Genomic DNA, 15,656 nt, shown 5'->3' with positions numbered 1-15,656 from the left:
AGACCGAGGCGCACCCGGCAACAAGGAGCAGGCAGCGCTAACCCCTGCGGGGCCGCTTGAACAATGGGCGCTCCTGCACATCACTTTCAACCTGTTGGCTAGCCGATGCCAGCCGATAACATCTATTTCTGCCCAAGCGCTGACAGCGCTTCGGTCAAATTGATATTGCCGGTGTATAGCGCCTTGCCGACGATGGCTCCGCCGATTCCGCTTCCGCTATGTACGTTAAGGCGCAGCAGGTCATCCAGGACCGTAACGCCGCCGGAGGCAATGACTGTCTGTCCGCTGGCGGCGGCCATAGAGAGGATACCCTCAATGTTCGGGCCCTGCATCATGCCGTCGCGCGAGATGTCGGTGTAGATGAACGTTTCCGCTCCCTTCGCCGCGAGCTCTTTTGCCAGATCCTCTGCACGCACTTCAGATGTGTTCAGCCACCCGTGGGTTGCCACGTAGCCGTTGCGCGCATCAATCCCAATCGCCACTTTGTCACCGTATTTAGCCAGGACCGCTTCTGTAAAGGCATGGTCATTGATCGCCGCTGTCCCGATTATCACCCGGCTGACGCCAAGGCCAAGCAGCTTCTCCACATCAGCCAGCGAGCGCAGTCCGCCGCCTACCTGTACAGGGACATTCGCATTTTTGGCGATAGCGCCGATGATCACATCATTCACCGGATGACCGGCCTTGGCACCGTCCAGATCGACGAGGTGGATGAACTTGCCGCCCTGTTCTTCCCATGATTTTGCCACCTGTACCGGGCTGTCGTTATAAATCGTCTCCTGGGCGTAATCACCCTGCTGCAGTCTTACACACTTTCCATCCCGGATATCAATCGCCGGATATACGATAAAAGAAGACATGTGGCGCTCCCTGCTTTCCTTATAATAGATTGATAGCGGGCTTACGCCCGCCCCTGCACGTTCTTTATCCGCAAAAAGTTGCCCAGCAGCTTCATGCCCAGCTCTCCGCTTTTTTCCGGGTGAAACTGCATGCCGTACACGTTATCCCGGCCGACTACTGCCGTTACCGGATGCCCGTAGTCGGTGACAGCAATCAGGTCATTCTCCTGCTCCACCTCTGCATGATAGGAATGAACGAAATACACATGCCCTTCTTCAAGACCCTCCAGCAGCAGACTCTGCGGCTGGCGGAAACTCAGCTTATTCCAGCCCATATGCGGCACCTTGTAGCCCTCACGAGGGGCAAAACGCACAACTGCACCCGGCAGCATATCCAGTCCGGTATGCTCCCCGTGCTCCTCACTGCTGCTGAACAGCAGCTGCATGCCGAGACAGATGCCCAGCACCGGCTGGCCCCCGGCGGCAGCCTGCTTCACGATCCCGTCGAGACCGCTTGCGCGCAGCTGCTCCATCGCATCGCCAAACGCACCGACGCCCGGCAGAATAACGCTGTCCGCTGTCAGAATCTCCTCAGCTATGCCTGTCACCAGACTTGTATAGCCGAGTCTTTCCACGGCTTTGCTGACGCTGTGCAGGTTGCCCATGCCGTAATCGACAATTGCAACTTTCATGCTACAGCACTCCCTTCGTAGAAGGCACACCCTTTACACGCGGATCAATCAGCGTCGCTTCATCCAGCGCCCGGCCCAGCGCCTTGAATACCGCCTCAATCATGTGGTGGGTATTAGAGCCGTAGTGCACAATGACGTGCAGCGTAATCCGCGCCTCCAGCGCGAACTTCCAGAGAAACTCGTGCACCAGCTCCGTTGAGAAGCTGCCTACCTGCTGCGACGGATATTCTGCCCGGTACTCAAAATGCGGCCGGTTACTGATATCAATCACAACCTGGGCCAGTGCCTCATCCATGGGAACAAATACGCTGGCATAACGCTTGATCCCTTTTTTATCACCCAGCGCTTCACGCAGCGCCTGTCCCAGACAAATGCCGATATCCTCGACAGTATGGTGGTCATCAATATCAATATCCCCGCGGGCCTGCACAGACAGGTCAAACTGGCCGTGCTTGGCGAACAGGTCCAGCATGTGGTTCAGAAAAGGTACATCCGTCTCCAGCTCGGCAACACCGCTGCCATCAACACCAAATGACAGGGTAATATCCGTTTCATTTGTTGTGCGGCTAAGACCGGCCTTGCGTTCTGCCAGCTCATTATTGTTATTCTCCATCTTCTGCTCCACCCTTCGCTTCGTTCTCCAGTCTGATTTGAATTGCCCTTGCATGGCCCTCCAGGCCTTCACGTCTGGCCAGCTCCATAATCGTCTCCCCGTCACGCAGGAGCGCTTCCTTGCTATAGTAGATCAGGCTTGATTTTTTTATAAAATCGTCCACATCGACCGGCGAAGCAAACCGCGCCGTGCCGTTGGTCGGTATAATGTGATTCGGTCCGGCAAAATAATCGCCTACCGGCTCCGAGCTGTACGGCCCGAGGAAGATCGCCCCGGCATTCTCGATGCTGCCGAGCAGGCTCATCGGATCAGCCGCTACCACCTCCAGGTGCTCCGGCGCCAGCCGGTTAACCACCTCAATGCCTTCCTGCAGCGAGTCCACAACGATAATCGCGCCGTGGTTCTCGACCGAGGCGCGCGCCACTGCCTCGCGCGGCAGGTCCTTCAGCTGCCGCTCCACCTCGGCAGCTACGCTGTCCGCCAGGCTGCGCGACGGCGTCACCAGGATGGCCGAGGCCATGGAGTCATGCTCGGCCTGGGAGAGCAGGTCGGCCGCGACGTAGGCCGGCTCGGCGGTATCGTCGGCGAGCACGACGATTTCACTCGGTCCGGCGATGCTGTCGATATCGACAGCGCCGAAGACCTCGCGTTTGGCGAGGGCAACGTAAATGTTGCCCGGCCCGCAGATCTTATCGACCGGCACGATGGAATCCGTGCCGAAGGCCAGGGCGGCGACCGCCTGGGCGCCGCCTACCCGGTAAATCTCGTTTACGCCCGCTTCGGCGGCGGCAACGAGAATGTACGGGTCAATCCCCGCCTTGCCGCCTGTTGCCGGCGGGGTGACCATGACGATCTCCGGCACCCCGGCAATCTGTGCCGGTATGACGTTCATCAGCACGGACGACGGATAGGCCGCCGTGCCTCCGGGAACATAGACGCCCACCCGCTTCAGCGGGCGGATAATCTGGCCCAGAATCGTGCCATCGGGCTGCAGATCCATCCAGGAGCTGCGCTTCTGGCGGGCATGGAACGCCCGGATATTGGCCGCCGCCGCGCGGATCGCGGTCACAAAAGAATCCTCGACCCGGCTGTACGCAGCCTGCAGCTCCTCGGGAGTCACCCGCAGCTCTGCTGCTGTAAGCACCGTACGGTCAAATTGCTCCGTGTACCGCAGCAGCGCGGTATCGCCTTCTTTTCTGACGGCAGCCACAATCTGCTTTACCGCCTCGTTCTGCTCCGGTGTTCCGTACTCCACCTCCCGCTGCAGCTTGAAATCCTTGCTTGATTTTATCTTCACCGCCGCTTCCCCCTTCTACAGCTTCAGCCGCTTATACAGGCATAAGCTTCACTCTGCTCCATTCGCCACTCCTGAATATCCGGCTGCTTCCTAACTTTGTTATTATTTCAGCTGTAACCCCGGCTCACCGATAACGGCCTGCAGGCGGTCGCACAGCTGCTGAATCTCATCATTTTTCATCCGGTAGCTGACCCGGTTGGCCACCAGCCGGCTCGTAATCTCGAAGATGCTCTTCATTTCCACCAGACCGTTATCCTTCAGTGTCTGGCCCGTCTCCACCATATCAACAATCCGGTCGGCCAGACCGATCAGCGGAGCCAGCTCAATCGAGCCGTTCAGCTTCACAACCTCAACCTGCTGCCCCTGCTCCCGGAAATAACGGGAAGCCACATTCGGATATTTGGTTGCTACCCGCTGCTGAATGCCCGGCTGCCAGTTGGGCAGCCCGATTATCGACATCCGGCAGCGCGCGATCCCCAGATCAAGCAGCTCGTACACATCCCGTTCCTCTTCCAGCAGCACATCCTTGCCGACAATTCCGATATCCGCTACGCCATATTCCACATAGGTAGGTACATCTACCGGCTTCGCCAGAATGAACTCCATCCCGGCCTCGGGCAATGAAACGACAAGCTTCCGCGACTCCTCACCGTCAGGAGGAATCGGCAGGCCCGCCTGCCGGAACATTTCAGCCGCTTTTGTATAAATCCGGCCTTTCGGCATGGCTACCTTCAATATCTGCCCCATGTCACATGCCTCCGTTTCTTATATAAATTGAACTTATGATTTTTCCATTTCGGATTGGCCGTGACTCCAGAGAATATTTGGACTTCCGGCCGCTGTTGTCTGCAGATTTCTTGATTTATTAGTATACTTTTAACTGTTTCCATACTCTATCCGTTCATCCGTTCCTCTTCCGTTCAGCCATGCTCGCTAACAAAAGACACGAAGGTATATATTTCACCGTACTGCCCGCCATCTGCCAGAACCCGCTCCGGATCAAGCCGCTTTACAGTTTTCAGATCCGCAGGGCCTGCGGCCAGTCTGGTCACAACCATATGTCCTTCGGACCGCAGTCTTGCTGCTTCCGCCAGCCCTTCCGTCCGCCGAAGCGCATCATACTGGACTAATACCGGCAGCTCTTCTTCCTCAGGCATACCGGTCACCCCGTCCAGAATACGGTTTGTCTTCAGGGAGAAGCCTGTTGACGGAACCGGCCGGCCGAACTGCTGCAGCAGGTTATCATACCGGCCCCCGGCACATACCGGGAAGCCAAGCTCAGACGCATAGCCCTCAAAGGTCATTCCGGTATAATAGGAAAAATCACCGATCATAGTCAGGTCAATCAGCACATGCTCCGATACCCCGTAGGATACAAGCACCTCCCACACCTTGCACAGATGCTCGATCGAGGCACGGGCCAGCGGATGGCTGGTGAGCTCCAGCGCCTGCCCGCAGATTTCCTTGCTGCCGCGCAGGCGCAGCAGACCATAGAGCTCACTCTTCTGGGCATCCGGCAGCTCAAGCCGCCGCAGGGTATCCCGGAAGGCTACATAGTCGCGGCCGAGCAGATGGCTTTTAAGCTCCTCCTGCGCCTCCGGCAGGTTCGGCACAGCTTCCTGGAACAACCCGTTAAGGAAGCCCACATGGCCCATGGCAATCTTGAAGGACTTCACACCGGCTGCCTGCAGTGAGGCAATAGCCAGCGCAACAACCTCTGCATCCGCCTCAGGGGAATCATCACCGACCAGCTCCACGCCGGTCTGGAAAAATTCAGCCTCCCGGCCTGCTTCCTCTTCAATAGCCCGGAACACATTGGCGTGATATGACAGACGAAGCGGAAGCGGCTCATCCTTGAGCAGGGAGGATACGACCCTCGCTACCGGGGCTGTCATTTCTGAGCGCAGCACCAGCGCCTGCCCCCGGTTGTTCAGCAATTTATAAAGTTTCTGGTCGGATGTAGAGCTGGCCACACCAACCGTATCGTAATATTCGAGTGTCGGGGTTATCATCTGCTGATATCCCCAGCGGCTCATGCAGTGCAGCACATCATGTTCAATCTTGCGCAGCTTCTTGACTGCGCGCGGCAGATAATCACGTACACCCGCCGGTTTCTCAAATCCCTTCGGCTTGGACATCTTCATTAGTCACCTCGTCAGCGTTCATAAAATATATGTAAGTCACTTCACTATGGTAAAGTGGTAGTAAAGTAAAGTGGTGGAAACATCGTATCACGGACTCTCTTCCTACGTCAATAATACCTTACCTTCGCTCCGTATAACACCTGTCCCTCCAGTCCCCCTCCATTACTTACCCAACTTATTAATTCCTGTCTTTGCCACTGTGCTTTACGGATACTATAATGAACTAATATAATTCCGCAGCATTATCCGCATTCAGCGTTCCAAGTATCTATTCTCAGGCAGAAAGAAGGACTGTGAACTTGAATACATCGTATATGATCGGCGTTGATATTGGAACCACAAGTACGAAGGCTGTTCTTTTCAGGGAAAACGGCACCATCGTCACTCAGGCAAGTGAAGGATATCCGCTGCACCAGCCATCCCCGTCGGTTGCCGAACAGGACCCGGACCAGATTCTGAGCGCCGTCATTCATACGGTAGCAGCTGTTATGCAGAGTAGCAGAATCAAACCGGACGAGCTGCTGTTTCTTTCCTTCAGCTCCGCCATGCACAGTGTGATTGCCGTCGATGCTGACGGCAATCCGCTCACGGCCTGCATCACCTGGGCCGATAACCGGAGCAGCGCCGCTGCAGCCCGTCTGAAGAACGAGCTGAACGGGCATGAGCTGTACCTGCGCACCGGAACGCCAATCCACCCCATGTCGCCTATAACGAAGCTGATGTGGCTGGGTGAAGAGCAGCCTGAGCTCTTCCGGCAGGCCTATAAATTCATCTCTATTAAAGAATATGTCTTCGCCAAGCTGTTCGGCAAATATGTTATAGACTACTCGATTGCCTCCTGTACAGGAATGTTTAACCTGGAGAAGCTGGACTGGGATGAAGAAGCGCTGCGTATTGCCGGAATAACGGCCGAACGGCTCTCAGCGCCCGTTCCGACTACAGAGCTGATTCAGGGCCTGCTGCCCGGCTTTGCGGAAGAGCTCGGACTGCTGGATTCAACCCCCTTCATCGTGGGTGCCAGTGACGGGGTGCTCTCCAATCTAGGCGTGGGTGCTATCCAGCCCGGAGTTGTAGCGGCGACCATCGGTACGAGCGGTGCTATCCGCACCGTAGTTGACCGCCCGCTGACAGATCCGAAGGGCCGGATCTTCTGCTATGCCCTGACGGAGAAGCACTGGGTCATTGGCGGCCCGGTGAACAACGGCGGTATGCTGTTCCGCTGGGTGCGCGATGAATTCGCAGCTTCTGAGGTGGAGACCGCGAAGCGCCTGGGGATTGATCCTTATGAGGTGCTCACGCGGATAGCCGAGCAAGTGCCTCCCGGCAGTAACGGGCTGCTGTTTCACCCCTACCTGACCGGCGAGCGTGCCCCGCTGTGGAATCCCGATGCCCGCGGCTCCTTCTTCGGGCTTAGTATGACGCACCGCAAGGAGCATATGATCCGTTCAGTGCTGGAAGGCGTCATTTTTAATATGTACACCGTGCTGCTGGCAATGGAGGAATGCATCGGCCGCCCGAACCGGATTCTTGCTACTGGAGGGTTTGCCCGCTCCTCTTTATGGCGGCAGATGATGGCTGATATTTTTGATCAGGAGGTTATTATTCCGGAGAGCATTGAGAGCTCCTGCCTTGGTGCTGTTGTGCTGGGGCTATATGCTACAGGAAGGGCTGATTCGCTGGATATTGTGTTCGGAATGATCGGCTCCACCCACTCACATCAGCCCGTACAATCGCATGCCAAGATCTACAAGCAGCTCTTGCCTATCTATATATCCGTTTTCCGCGCTCTGGAAAGCCAATATGAAGCCATTGCCGAGTTTCAGCGTGAACAGGCCGGAGAATAAACGGCAGCGGCCCGGCAGTACTTCTGGAAGACAATAATGAATAAGCGCCGGCATAGTCTGCATATACAGACCCTGCCGGCGCTTTATTTTTACTTAACTGCAGCTTTAGATTGTGGCTTTTGCGGCCCGGAGCCGAACAGGACCCAAGCCGGCTTCACATAGCGGAAGGCTACTGCCACTACCAGCCATGAGAGCAGGAGCGCCGCCAGGAAGCCCCCGGCGATAGCCGCCGTATAGGCCAGAGAACCGCCATGAAACGGCAGTTTCCGGTAGAAGAACAGAATCGCCGGATGTACAAGATAAATGCCGAACGAGCATGCGCCCACTGAGATCAGCATTCGCGTCAGCAGACTGCGTCCTGTCCCGAACAGCAGGAAGGACAGATGCAGCAGCACCAGGCAGGAGAGCAGCGCATGAAGATTAGAGAAGCCCTCATACCAAAGACTGTTGATTACCGTCTTCTTCGTATAGTTGTTAAACCAGAGCTGCACATGGATAGCGCCTGCTGCCGCCCATAACAGCCACAGTGCGGTCCAGACTCCGCCTTTACCGGATTTCCAGCCCTCACGGGAAGGAATCAGCCACTTTTTCAGAGAGCCGTAATACACGGCAACCGCCGCTCCCAGCAGGAAATAAGAGAAGTAAGTAATTGCGAGGCTGCCCTTGGACAGCTGCCAATATCCGTTATTCACCATATATTTGTTCAGCAGCACGAAGCCCCACTGCAGTGCAAGCCCGATGACCGGCGCCCACGCCGCCAGCCGACGGACCTTTTGCAGACACCACAGCATAAGCGGAAACAGCACATAGAACTGAATAATAATAATGATGTAGTAAAGATGCGTATAGGCTGTCCCCGTCCAGAGGTATTTCCACAGCTTGGCTGCCATATCATCAAGCGGCATGTTCCAGGTATGCCCGGCCGTCATTTTTAAGCAGAAATACAGCAGTGAAAAAATAAAATAAGGCACAATAATATAAATCAGCCGCCGGCTATAAAACTTCCCCAGTGTCTTTCCGCTGAGCGGACGGTCGATATAGTTGTAGAACAGCACAAATCCGCTTAAGAATACAAATGACGGTACCGCAAACTGGCTGAATTTGTTGATGAACAAAAACGGATGAAACATGCCTGTTCCCATCGTCTCCGACAAGGTCCTTGAAGTAGCATGAATCGCCAGTACCGCAAAAATTGCAATTGCCCGGAAGATATCCAGCTGCGGAATTCTTTCCTTATGTCCCATTTACGTTCCTCCTGTTGAGCTCCGCATCTAAGATGCCAATAACCCAGCGTATAATTAGTCCGTTTGATAATCTTACTTACCCTGACACCTCAGGCTCCATGCTTCCCCTTCAAACCGGCCTGTGCTGAATCATCCCCTGCTGTATAGCCCTGCCTCCCCTTTACCGGAGGAGCCAGCGTACGCGGTACACTGCCAAATACAATCCATGCCCGCGGAACTCTGCGGAAGGTGAACTGCACAATCATCCAGCTGCCGGCCAGAGCAACGAGAAGCCCTCCATAAATAAATCCCACATAGAGCAATGAATCAATAGGAATATTGTAGCGGAACCTCCGGTACACGGCCAGCAGCAGCGGATGAATTAAATAAACCGCAAATGACAGCTCCCCCATCCGGGTCAAAAAAGCAACCACCCTGCGCGGAGCCCTCCGGTAGATCCAAAAAGTTACATAGAGCAGCACCAGCGCCGACAGCAGCGTATGTATATTCCACAACAGCTCGTACCACAGCGAGTCCGTCCAGATTCCGAAATGGCGGGCTTCATACCACAACTGGACATGAATAAAGGCAGCCGACAGCCAGGAAGTCAACAGCAGCACAATAAGCCGCTTATGCCCGGATCTAAGCTCATTCCAGGGCAGTACAAGCCAGCCCTTTATTCCTTCAAAGTTAATCGCAATATAGGCGCCCAGCATATAGTAAGCGAGGTAAGAAATCGACAGACTCCCCTTCCCTACAATATGCAGCTGATATTTATTCCAGATAATAAATCCCCATTGCAGTGCCAGCCCCAGCGGAAAAGCCCATTTCACCCATATGCGGGAGCTCTGCAGCAGCTTCAGTATGAGCGGAAACAACAGATAAAACTGAATACTGATAAAGACAAAATACAAGTGCGCATATGCCGATCCCGTAAAAAGCGCCCCAAGAAAGCTGTACAGGTTCTGTACCGGCTGCTGCATGAGTACCCCGTTCACATACAATGTCAGCGCGTAATACCCAATCGACGCCAGCAGATAGGGCAGCAGAACATACTTTAGCCTGCGGCGGTAAAAATTTCCGATCAAGCTTTTTGTAACCGGACGCCCGTAATAATTGTAGAACAGCACAAAGCTGCTGAGAAAAATGAATGACGGTGTCCCGAACTTGAAAAATATGTTAATCCAGTTAAGCCAATAATAGTAGGGAGAGTTCAGTGCCTGCTCTCCGGCTGCAAATGATGAAGCATGCACATGAAGTACGCCTGTAATTGCCAGGGCGCGGTAAATATCCAGCTGAGGCAGTCTTTCCTGTCTGGCAGCATCCATAATAAGATATTCCTCTTCTCTGCTTGTAGTGGCAGTTGGTTAAGACGCCAAGCGAGCGGAACATGATGACTGACTTATCAGGGAGCCTGTCCTATGCTGATTTACCTTCTGATATTTGATGCAGCGTCCTTGCGCTGACTGCATGTTAATTCTATATACAAGTATACCGTTTCTTGCACTGCCAAGGCACTGAAAACTTGCTTAATTTTTCTCATAACCGTTACAAGAGCGTGATCAATCTGAGATTCCGCGCATAAAAAGACCCTGCAGTCCTTGCGTTAGGTCACGCAAGCTAGAAACTGCAGGGTATTTCTGTATCCTGTCTGTTAGATTTCTTCCCGGTCTGAGCCGGCCGCTGCCGGCCGCAGCTCCCGGAGTGGATTACCGCCAACGAAGGAGCCGGCTGCAACGTCCTTATGTACAACTGATCCGGCTGCTACAATGGCTCCGTCACCAATGGTTACACCGGGAAGAATAGTGGTGTTTGCCCCGATCAGGACATTCTCACCGATAACAACCTCACCCAGGCGGTATTCTTTAATGAGATATTCATGCGCCAGAATCGTCGTATTGTAGCCGATTATTGAATTTTCACCGACTGTTATCTTCTCCGGAAAAAACACATCGACCATCGCCATTAGGCCGAATGCCGTGTGCTTCCCCACCTTCATCCCGAGTATACTGCGGTATATCCAATTCTTGACCGGCAGGATCGGGCAGTACCGGGCAATCTGGATAAAAATAAAATTGCGCACGCCCTTCCAGGGGCTGACCGTACGGTAAATATACCAGAGCGAATTATGCCCTTCAACCGGATAACGGGTTACTTTTCTCAAGGCTTATTCACCCTTGCTTTACAATAGTCAATAAATCGGCCATATCATGAATAATATAATCCGGGTTGTACTTACTCAGGGTTTCCTCGCCCTTCAGAGACCAGGCAACTGCCGCAACGCGTACACCGGCTGCTTGGGCTGACTGAATATCAACCGCACTGTCCCCGACCATAAGCGTCCGCTGCGGATCAGCATTCAGATTGCGGATCGCTGTCAGCACGGGCTCGGGGTGGGGCTTGGCATGTTCCACATCATTCACCGTGACGATTGTATCCATATATTTGAGCAGATCAAACATCTCAAGTGCTCTAATTGTAGTCGGCCGGATTTTGGTTGTGACAATCCCGAGCTTGATGCCGCGCTTAAGCAGTTCGTCCATCGTTTCATTTACACGCGGAAAGGCTGCAACCAGCTCATCATGATGTGCATTGTTATAAGCACGATAGGATAACTCAAGTGCGCTGGTATCTGCAAGTCCGGTAAAGGTACTGATCTGCTGCTGCAGGGTTGTTCCCATATGAGGAATAATCTGCTCCCGGGTTAGCGGGGGCAGATTATTCTCCTTCAGTGCATGCATAAACGAGTTAATAATCAGCTCGTTTGTATTTACAATCGTTCCATCCAGATCAAACAATACGTATTCTATCATATCGGCCATTTACTCCTTGCGTTGCTGATTCTCCGCTTGCTCCGCTTCAGACTGAGTATCCTGCGGTGCTTTTTGCGGGGTTACAGCAGCTTGCTCCGGTACAACCGGATCAGCTGCAGCAGCCTTTGTACTGACAATCGGGTCAGAGTAATAAGCATTCGCCTGACCGGTCACTCTGCGTACAACAATGATGACAATTGCCGCAATAATAATCAGCAGGGCCAGCAGCTGTGAGATACGGATGTTGCCGTAGGCAGGATCAAAATATCCCTGCTCAAAGCCCATCCAAGTCATCGGGCTCCAGAGCCCGTCCATCAGAGAAGCTACACCGCTGCTTCCGGTGAAGCCCAGGCTGTCGGTGCGCAACGCCTCGATAAAGAAGCGTCCAATGGAGTACCAGATGAAATAAGACAGGAAGATTTCCCCGGCCTTAACAAACTTCTGGCGGCGAAGTACCATCAGCAGCGCAATTCCGAGCAGGCTCCACAGTGATTCGTACAGAAATGTCGGATGGTGAAACGCATCACCTATGTACATTTGATTGACAATGAAGTCCGGCAGATGCAGCTTGTCACGCAGAAAAGACTCTTCTATTGGACCGCCATAGGCCTCCTGATTAACAAAGTTACCCCAGCGGCCGATCATTTGTCCGGCAAGCAGGCCTGGTGCACAAATATCCACAATACGCCAGAACGGGTAGCCTTTGTAGCGGAAGTAGATAATTCCGCAGATAATTGCCCCGATTAAAGCACCATATATGGCAATCCCGCCGTTCCAGATTTTAAAGACATCAAGCAGGTTATCCTTATAATCATCCCACATAAAGGCAACGAAGTAGATTCGTGCACCGATAATGGCGGATGGTACTCCCAGCAGCAGCAGATCCATAAAGAACTCCTGCGGAATATTAAACCGTTTGCCTTCACGGATGGCGAGGAACAAGCCCGCAAGCGCCCCCACTCCAAGAATCAGACCATACCAGTGCACAGGCAGAGAACCGATAGAGAATACAATGGGATTAATCGCCAAAGAAAAAAACATCGTTACACACTCCTCCTAGTCCAGATCATCCATGTCTTCAGAGATGGTGGCTGTAAGTTTATTCGTAAACTGAAGAGCTGCGTTAAAGCCCATTTGCTTCAGACGGTAGTTCATTGCCGCAACCTCAATGATAACAGCAAGATTTCGTCCCGGACGCACAGGAATCGTTACAAGAGTAACATCCGTATCAATAATCCTTGTTGTCTCCTCGTCCAGACCCAGCCGGTCATATTGTTTGTCCTGCTGCCATGCTTCGAGACGCACAACAAGCGTAATCCGCTTATGATTACGGATTGCACCTGCACCAAACAAGGTCATTACATTAATAATCCCGACCCCGCGGATTTCCAGCAGATGGCGGATCAGTTCAGGCGCTGTACCATGCAGCTGATTATCCGAGGTTTGGCGAATCTCCACTGCATCATCGGCTATCAGGCGGTGGCCGCGTTTAACCAGCTCAAGCGCCGTTTCGCTCTTACCGATACCGCTGCTGCCCGTAATTAGCATCCCTACACCGTTTACATCGCATAGAACGCCATGAATCGTTGCTGTCGGTGCCAGCTTGCCTTCCAAAAAGCTGGTCAGTCGGCTGGAAAAAATAGTGGTGGCCATCGAGCTGCGCAGGACTGGAAGTCCCTTTTCATTACTGACATCAATCAGCTCCTGCGGCACATCAAGTGCTCTTGTAATAACAATACATGGCGTATTGTCAGTACAAATTCCCTTTATTCTTTTGATACGCTCTTCCTCAGGAAGCATTGAGAAGAACGCCAGCTCTGTTTTACCAAGCAACTGGACGCGCTCTTCAGGATAATATTCGAAATATCCGGCCATTTCCAGCCCGGGACGGTTCAGGTCATCCACTGTTATCGGTCTTTTAAGACCTTCATGCCCGGAAACCACTTCTAACTGAAAATGCTGCACCAATTCAGATACTTTTACCTTCTTAGCCATGTATGCTCTTCCTTTCGTCGCCTGCGGTTAAGTCCGCTGTCCGCTTCTGGATAGCAGCTTTTCGTAACGCTTATCCGTAGGTAATTCTCCTGCTATCTTAATGGATAACGCCTATGAATGCAATCTTAATGCCTGTCACTCTGCCTGAAACCATGCCGCTGAATGATAACGGGCATAGCATAACCCAACAAAAAAAGCCGCCCTTTCAGGCGGCCTCTTAAGCAGGGAAGATACTGCTATCTTAGCCCAGCAATACGTTCAGTTCGGATTCTTTATCGAAGATATGAACTTTGTTCATATCGATTGCCAATTTTGGCTTGCTGCCTTCACGGGTAGTAGAACGTCCGTCTACACGGGCGATTACAGTTCCTGTGCCCACACCGCTCAAGTAGAGGAGCATTTCGTGACCAAGGTTTTCTGTAACGTCTACCAGGGAAGAGAAGATTGTGTTCGGGGAAGCTTCCAGGAATACTGGCTCTTCATGGATATCTTCCGGACGAAGACCAAGAATTACTTCTTTACCGATGTAGCCTTTGCTGCGCAGGATGGTTGCTTTGCCGCCTGGAACTTCAACATCCAGGTTTTCAGCGCGGAAGCGAACTGCACCGTTAACATCGCTCAGGGTACCATTGATAAAGTTCATTGTAGGGGATCCGATAAATCCGGCTACGAACAGGTTTGTTGGCTCATTGTACAGCTCTTCAGGAGAAGCAGCCTGCTGGATGATACCATCGTACATAACTACGATACGGTCACCCATCGTCATAGCTTCTGTCTGGTCATGCGTTACGTAGATACAAGTGGTTTCAAGGCGTTTAACCAGCTTAGTGATTTCGGCGCGCATCTGACCACGAAGTTTAGCATCCAAGTTGGAAAGCGGCTCATCCATCAAGAAGACTTGCGGATCGCGGACAATCGCACGTCCCAGAGCGACACGTTGACGTTGACCACCGGACAGAGCCTTAGGTTTACGTTCCAGCAAGTGCTCGATATCGAGGATTCTTGCTGCTTCACGTACCTTCTTATCGATTTCTTCTTTCTTCACTTTACGCAGTTTCAGACCAAATGCCATGTTCTGATATACGCTCATGTGCGGGTACAACGCGTAGGATTGGAATACCATCGCGATGTCGCGGTCTTTAGGAGCAACGTCATTAACTACACGGTCGCCAATGTACATTTTTCCTTCAGAGATTTCTTCCAGACCGGCGATCATACGCAGGGTTGTGGATTTACCGCAACCGGAAGGTCCTACCAGTACGAGAAATTCCTTATCTTTAATATCAAGATTGATATCCATTACTGTTGCTTTATCGGAACCCGGGTATTTTTTGAAAATATGCTCTAAACGTACGCCTGCCATTGTATTTCCCCCTCGAGTTTAAATGTTAGAATAAAAATAAATCGCTTTCTTGTACATTTATCTTACCCCAGACGTGCCGGGCTGGCTATTTGTAACGTTCACAAAAAACCTATTTTCTTTTCGTCACTTTATACAATAACATGGCTAACTTCACAATAGCGGCATCCCCGAAGCTTCGCACATCAGCACCTGTCTCCTGCTTGATCTTGTCCAGCCGGTACAGCAGTGTATTGCGGTGAATGTACAGCTTCTTGGCTGTCTCACTCACATTGCAGTCCATTTCAAAGAACGTCTCCAGTGTCAGCAGCATTTCCTTATCTGCGAGCACAGAGGAATAGTCGCCGATTTGTCCGAGCAGCTGTCTGCGTCTTCCGTCAGGAATACTGTTGACCAGTCGCTCCATATGAAGCTCCCATGGGAGATGAATATAGTCACCGACCTGAAAAATCCGGCCAAGGACAATAGTCTCGCGCAAAAGCGCTAAAGAGCCGGTTAGGCCTTTCACTGGTATGATAGCTGGTGCTACAGCCAGATGGAATACGCCGACCCATTCACTGGCAATCAGCTCATGCAGCCCCATGCCGGTCTGTGCAAGCAGCTCATCTTCACTTTCTTCCTCATCTTCCTTATCATCTCCGCCAGTGAGCAATTCCTTACGGGCCAAAATCAGCCATTCCTTTTCCTGCAGCGGAATAAGCAGGATATCATTCTCGAAGTAATTACGCAGCAGCTTCATCAAAGAACGGTAGGTCATCTGCGGGTTATGCACGTTTTCACTGACCAGCAGAAAAGGAATCATATCACCGAACAAGCGGCTTTTTAACGACATCTCG

Annotated in this window: 15 protein-coding genes (1 of these 15 cut by a window edge); 1 reads left to right on the top strand and 14 read right to left on the bottom strand. The window is 52.5% G+C overall.

What is annotated here, in order from left to right:
* Positions 1–122 precede the first annotated feature (122 nt).
* The 6 genes from hisA to R70331_RS00745 form a co-directional block, all read right to left on the bottom strand.
* A complete protein-coding gene (gene hisA, locus R70331_RS00770; protein ID WP_042172005.1) occupies positions 123–860 on the bottom strand; it encodes a 1-(5-phosphoribosyl)-5-[(5-phosphoribosylamino)methylideneamino]imidazole-4-carboxamide isomerase in 738 nt (245 codons plus the stop codon).
* Positions 861–901: 41 nt separating this feature from the next.
* Positions 902–1,531, bottom strand: coding sequence for an imidazole glycerol phosphate synthase subunit HisH (gene hisH / locus R70331_RS00765; protein ID WP_042172002.1), 630 nt, complete (start codon positions 1,529–1,531; stop codon positions 902–904).
* Position 1,532: 1 nt separating this feature from the next.
* Positions 1,533–2,144 carry an imidazoleglycerol-phosphate dehydratase HisB gene (hisB, locus tag R70331_RS00760; protein ID WP_042171998.1) on the bottom strand — a complete coding sequence of 204 codons (612 nt, stop codon included), beginning with the start codon at positions 2,142–2,144 and terminating at the stop codon, positions 1,533–1,535.
* On the bottom strand, positions 2,134–3,441 hold the full coding sequence (gene hisD, locus R70331_RS00755; protein ID WP_042171997.1) for a histidinol dehydrogenase: 1,308 nt from the start codon (positions 3,439–3,441) through the stop codon (positions 2,134–2,136). Before hisD ends, hisB begins: the two co-directional genes overlap by 11 nt.
* A 102-nt stretch (positions 3,442–3,543) precedes the next feature.
* Positions 3,544–4,188: an ATP phosphoribosyltransferase gene (hisG, locus tag R70331_RS00750; RefSeq protein ID WP_042171995.1), complete on the bottom strand. Its 645-nt coding sequence runs from the start codon at positions 4,186–4,188 to the stop codon at positions 3,544–3,546.
* 173 nt (positions 4,189–4,361) lie between these two features.
* A complete protein-coding gene (locus R70331_RS00745; RefSeq protein ID WP_042171994.1) occupies positions 4,362–5,579 on the bottom strand; it encodes an ATP phosphoribosyltransferase regulatory subunit in 1,218 nt (405 codons plus the stop codon).
* A 320-nt stretch (positions 5,580–5,899) separates the two neighbouring features.
* Here R70331_RS00745 and gntK point away from each other — a divergent pair, with 320 nt between their 5' ends.
* Positions 5,900–7,429, top strand: coding sequence for a gluconokinase (gene gntK / locus R70331_RS00740; protein ID WP_197071436.1), 1,530 nt, complete (start codon positions 5,900–5,902; stop codon positions 7,427–7,429).
* Positions 7,430–7,518: 89 nt separating this feature from the next.
* Here gntK and R70331_RS00735 read toward each other — a convergent pair whose 3' ends face one another.
* The 8 genes from R70331_RS00735 to R70331_RS00700 all read right to left on the bottom strand — a co-directional run.
* The gene (locus tag R70331_RS00735; RefSeq protein ID WP_042171990.1) at positions 7,519–8,673 is read right to left on the bottom strand and encodes an acyltransferase; all 1,155 of its coding nucleotides are present in this window, start codon (positions 8,671–8,673) and stop codon (positions 7,519–7,521) included.
* Positions 8,674–8,762: 89 nt separating this feature from the next.
* Entirely contained in the window at positions 8,763–9,980 is a 1,218-nt protein-coding gene (locus R70331_RS00730) for an acyltransferase (protein WP_042171988.1), read from the bottom strand.
* Between the two features lie 326 nt (positions 9,981–10,306).
* On the bottom strand, positions 10,307–10,816 hold the full coding sequence (locus R70331_RS00725; RefSeq protein WP_042171986.1) for an acyltransferase: 510 nt from the start codon (positions 10,814–10,816) through the stop codon (positions 10,307–10,309).
* A 7-nt stretch (positions 10,817–10,823) separates the two neighbouring features.
* Entirely contained in the window at positions 10,824–11,465 is a 642-nt protein-coding gene (gene ppaX / locus R70331_RS00720; RefSeq protein WP_042181958.1) for a pyrophosphatase PpaX, read from the bottom strand.
* Positions 11,466–11,474: 9 nt separating this feature from the next.
* Complete coding sequence (lgt, locus tag R70331_RS00715) at positions 11,475–12,506, bottom strand: prolipoprotein diacylglyceryl transferase (protein ID WP_042171984.1); 1,032 nt, start codon at positions 12,504–12,506, stop codon at positions 11,475–11,477.
* A gap of 15 nt (positions 12,507–12,521) precedes the next feature.
* Entirely contained in the window at positions 12,522–13,460 is a 939-nt protein-coding gene (gene hprK / locus R70331_RS00710; protein ID WP_042171982.1) for an HPr(Ser) kinase/phosphatase, read from the bottom strand.
* A 241-nt stretch (positions 13,461–13,701) separates the two neighbouring features.
* Positions 13,702–14,823, bottom strand: coding sequence for an ABC transporter ATP-binding protein (locus R70331_RS00705; RefSeq protein WP_039869007.1), 1,122 nt, complete (start codon positions 14,821–14,823; stop codon positions 13,702–13,704).
* A gap of 109 nt (positions 14,824–14,932) precedes the next feature.
* On the bottom strand, positions 14,933–15,656 hold the 3' portion of the coding sequence (locus R70331_RS00700) for a PucR family transcriptional regulator (protein ID WP_042171980.1). It continues 371 nt past the right edge of the window; the window shows 724 of its 1,095 coding nt (coding positions 372–1,095); its start codon lies beyond the right edge, outside the window — the gene reads right to left on this strand; the stop codon is at positions 14,933–14,935.

It is taken from the genome of Paenibacillus sp. FSL R7-0331, assembly GCF_000758645.1.
In the GTDB taxonomy this organism is placed as follows: Bacteria; Bacillota; Bacilli; order Paenibacillales; family Paenibacillaceae; genus Paenibacillus_AQ; species Paenibacillus_AQ camerounensis.
This window is presented reverse-complemented; position numbering and strand designations above follow the sequence as displayed.

Excerpts from the sequence above, each read along its gene's own strand:
- hprK (WP_042171982.1), bottom strand. The coding sequence starts at position 13,460 with ATGGCTAAGAAGGTAAAAGTATCTGAATTGGTGCAGCATTTTCAGTTA.
- R70331_RS00735 (WP_042171990.1), bottom strand. The coding sequence starts at position 8,673 with ATGGGACATAAGGAAAGAATTCCGCAGCTGGATATCTTCCGGGCAATT.
- gntK (WP_197071436.1), top strand. The coding sequence starts at position 5,900 with ATGATCGGCGTTGATATTGGAACCACAAGTACGAAGGCTGTTCTTTTC.
- lgt (WP_042171984.1), bottom strand. The coding sequence starts at position 12,506 with ATGTTTTTTTCTTTGGCGATTAATCCCATTGTATTCTCTATCGGTTCT.
- hisG (WP_042171995.1), bottom strand. The coding sequence starts at position 4,188 with ATGGGGCAGATATTGAAGGTAGCCATGCCGAAAGGCCGGATTTATACA.
- hisA (WP_042172005.1), bottom strand. The coding sequence starts at position 860 with ATGTCTTCTTTTATCGTATATCCGGCGATTGATATCCGGGATGGAAAG.
- hisH (WP_042172002.1), bottom strand. The coding sequence starts at position 1,531 with ATGAAAGTTGCAATTGTCGATTACGGCATGGGCAACCTGCACAGCGTC.
- R70331_RS00730 (WP_042171988.1), bottom strand. The coding sequence starts at position 9,980 with ATGGATGCTGCCAGACAGGAAAGACTGCCTCAGCTGGATATTTACCGC.
- hisB (WP_042171998.1), bottom strand. The coding sequence starts at position 2,144 with ATGGAGAATAACAATAATGAGCTGGCAGAACGCAAGGCCGGTCTTAGC.
- ppaX (WP_042181958.1), bottom strand. The coding sequence starts at position 11,465 with ATGATAGAATACGTATTGTTTGATCTGGATGGAACGATTGTAAATACA.
- R70331_RS00745 (WP_042171994.1), bottom strand. The coding sequence starts at position 5,579 with ATGTCCAAGCCGAAGGGATTTGAGAAACCGGCGGGTGTACGTGATTAT.
- R70331_RS00705 (WP_039869007.1), bottom strand. The coding sequence starts at position 14,823 with ATGGCAGGCGTACGTTTAGAGCATATTTTCAAAAAATACCCGGGTTCC.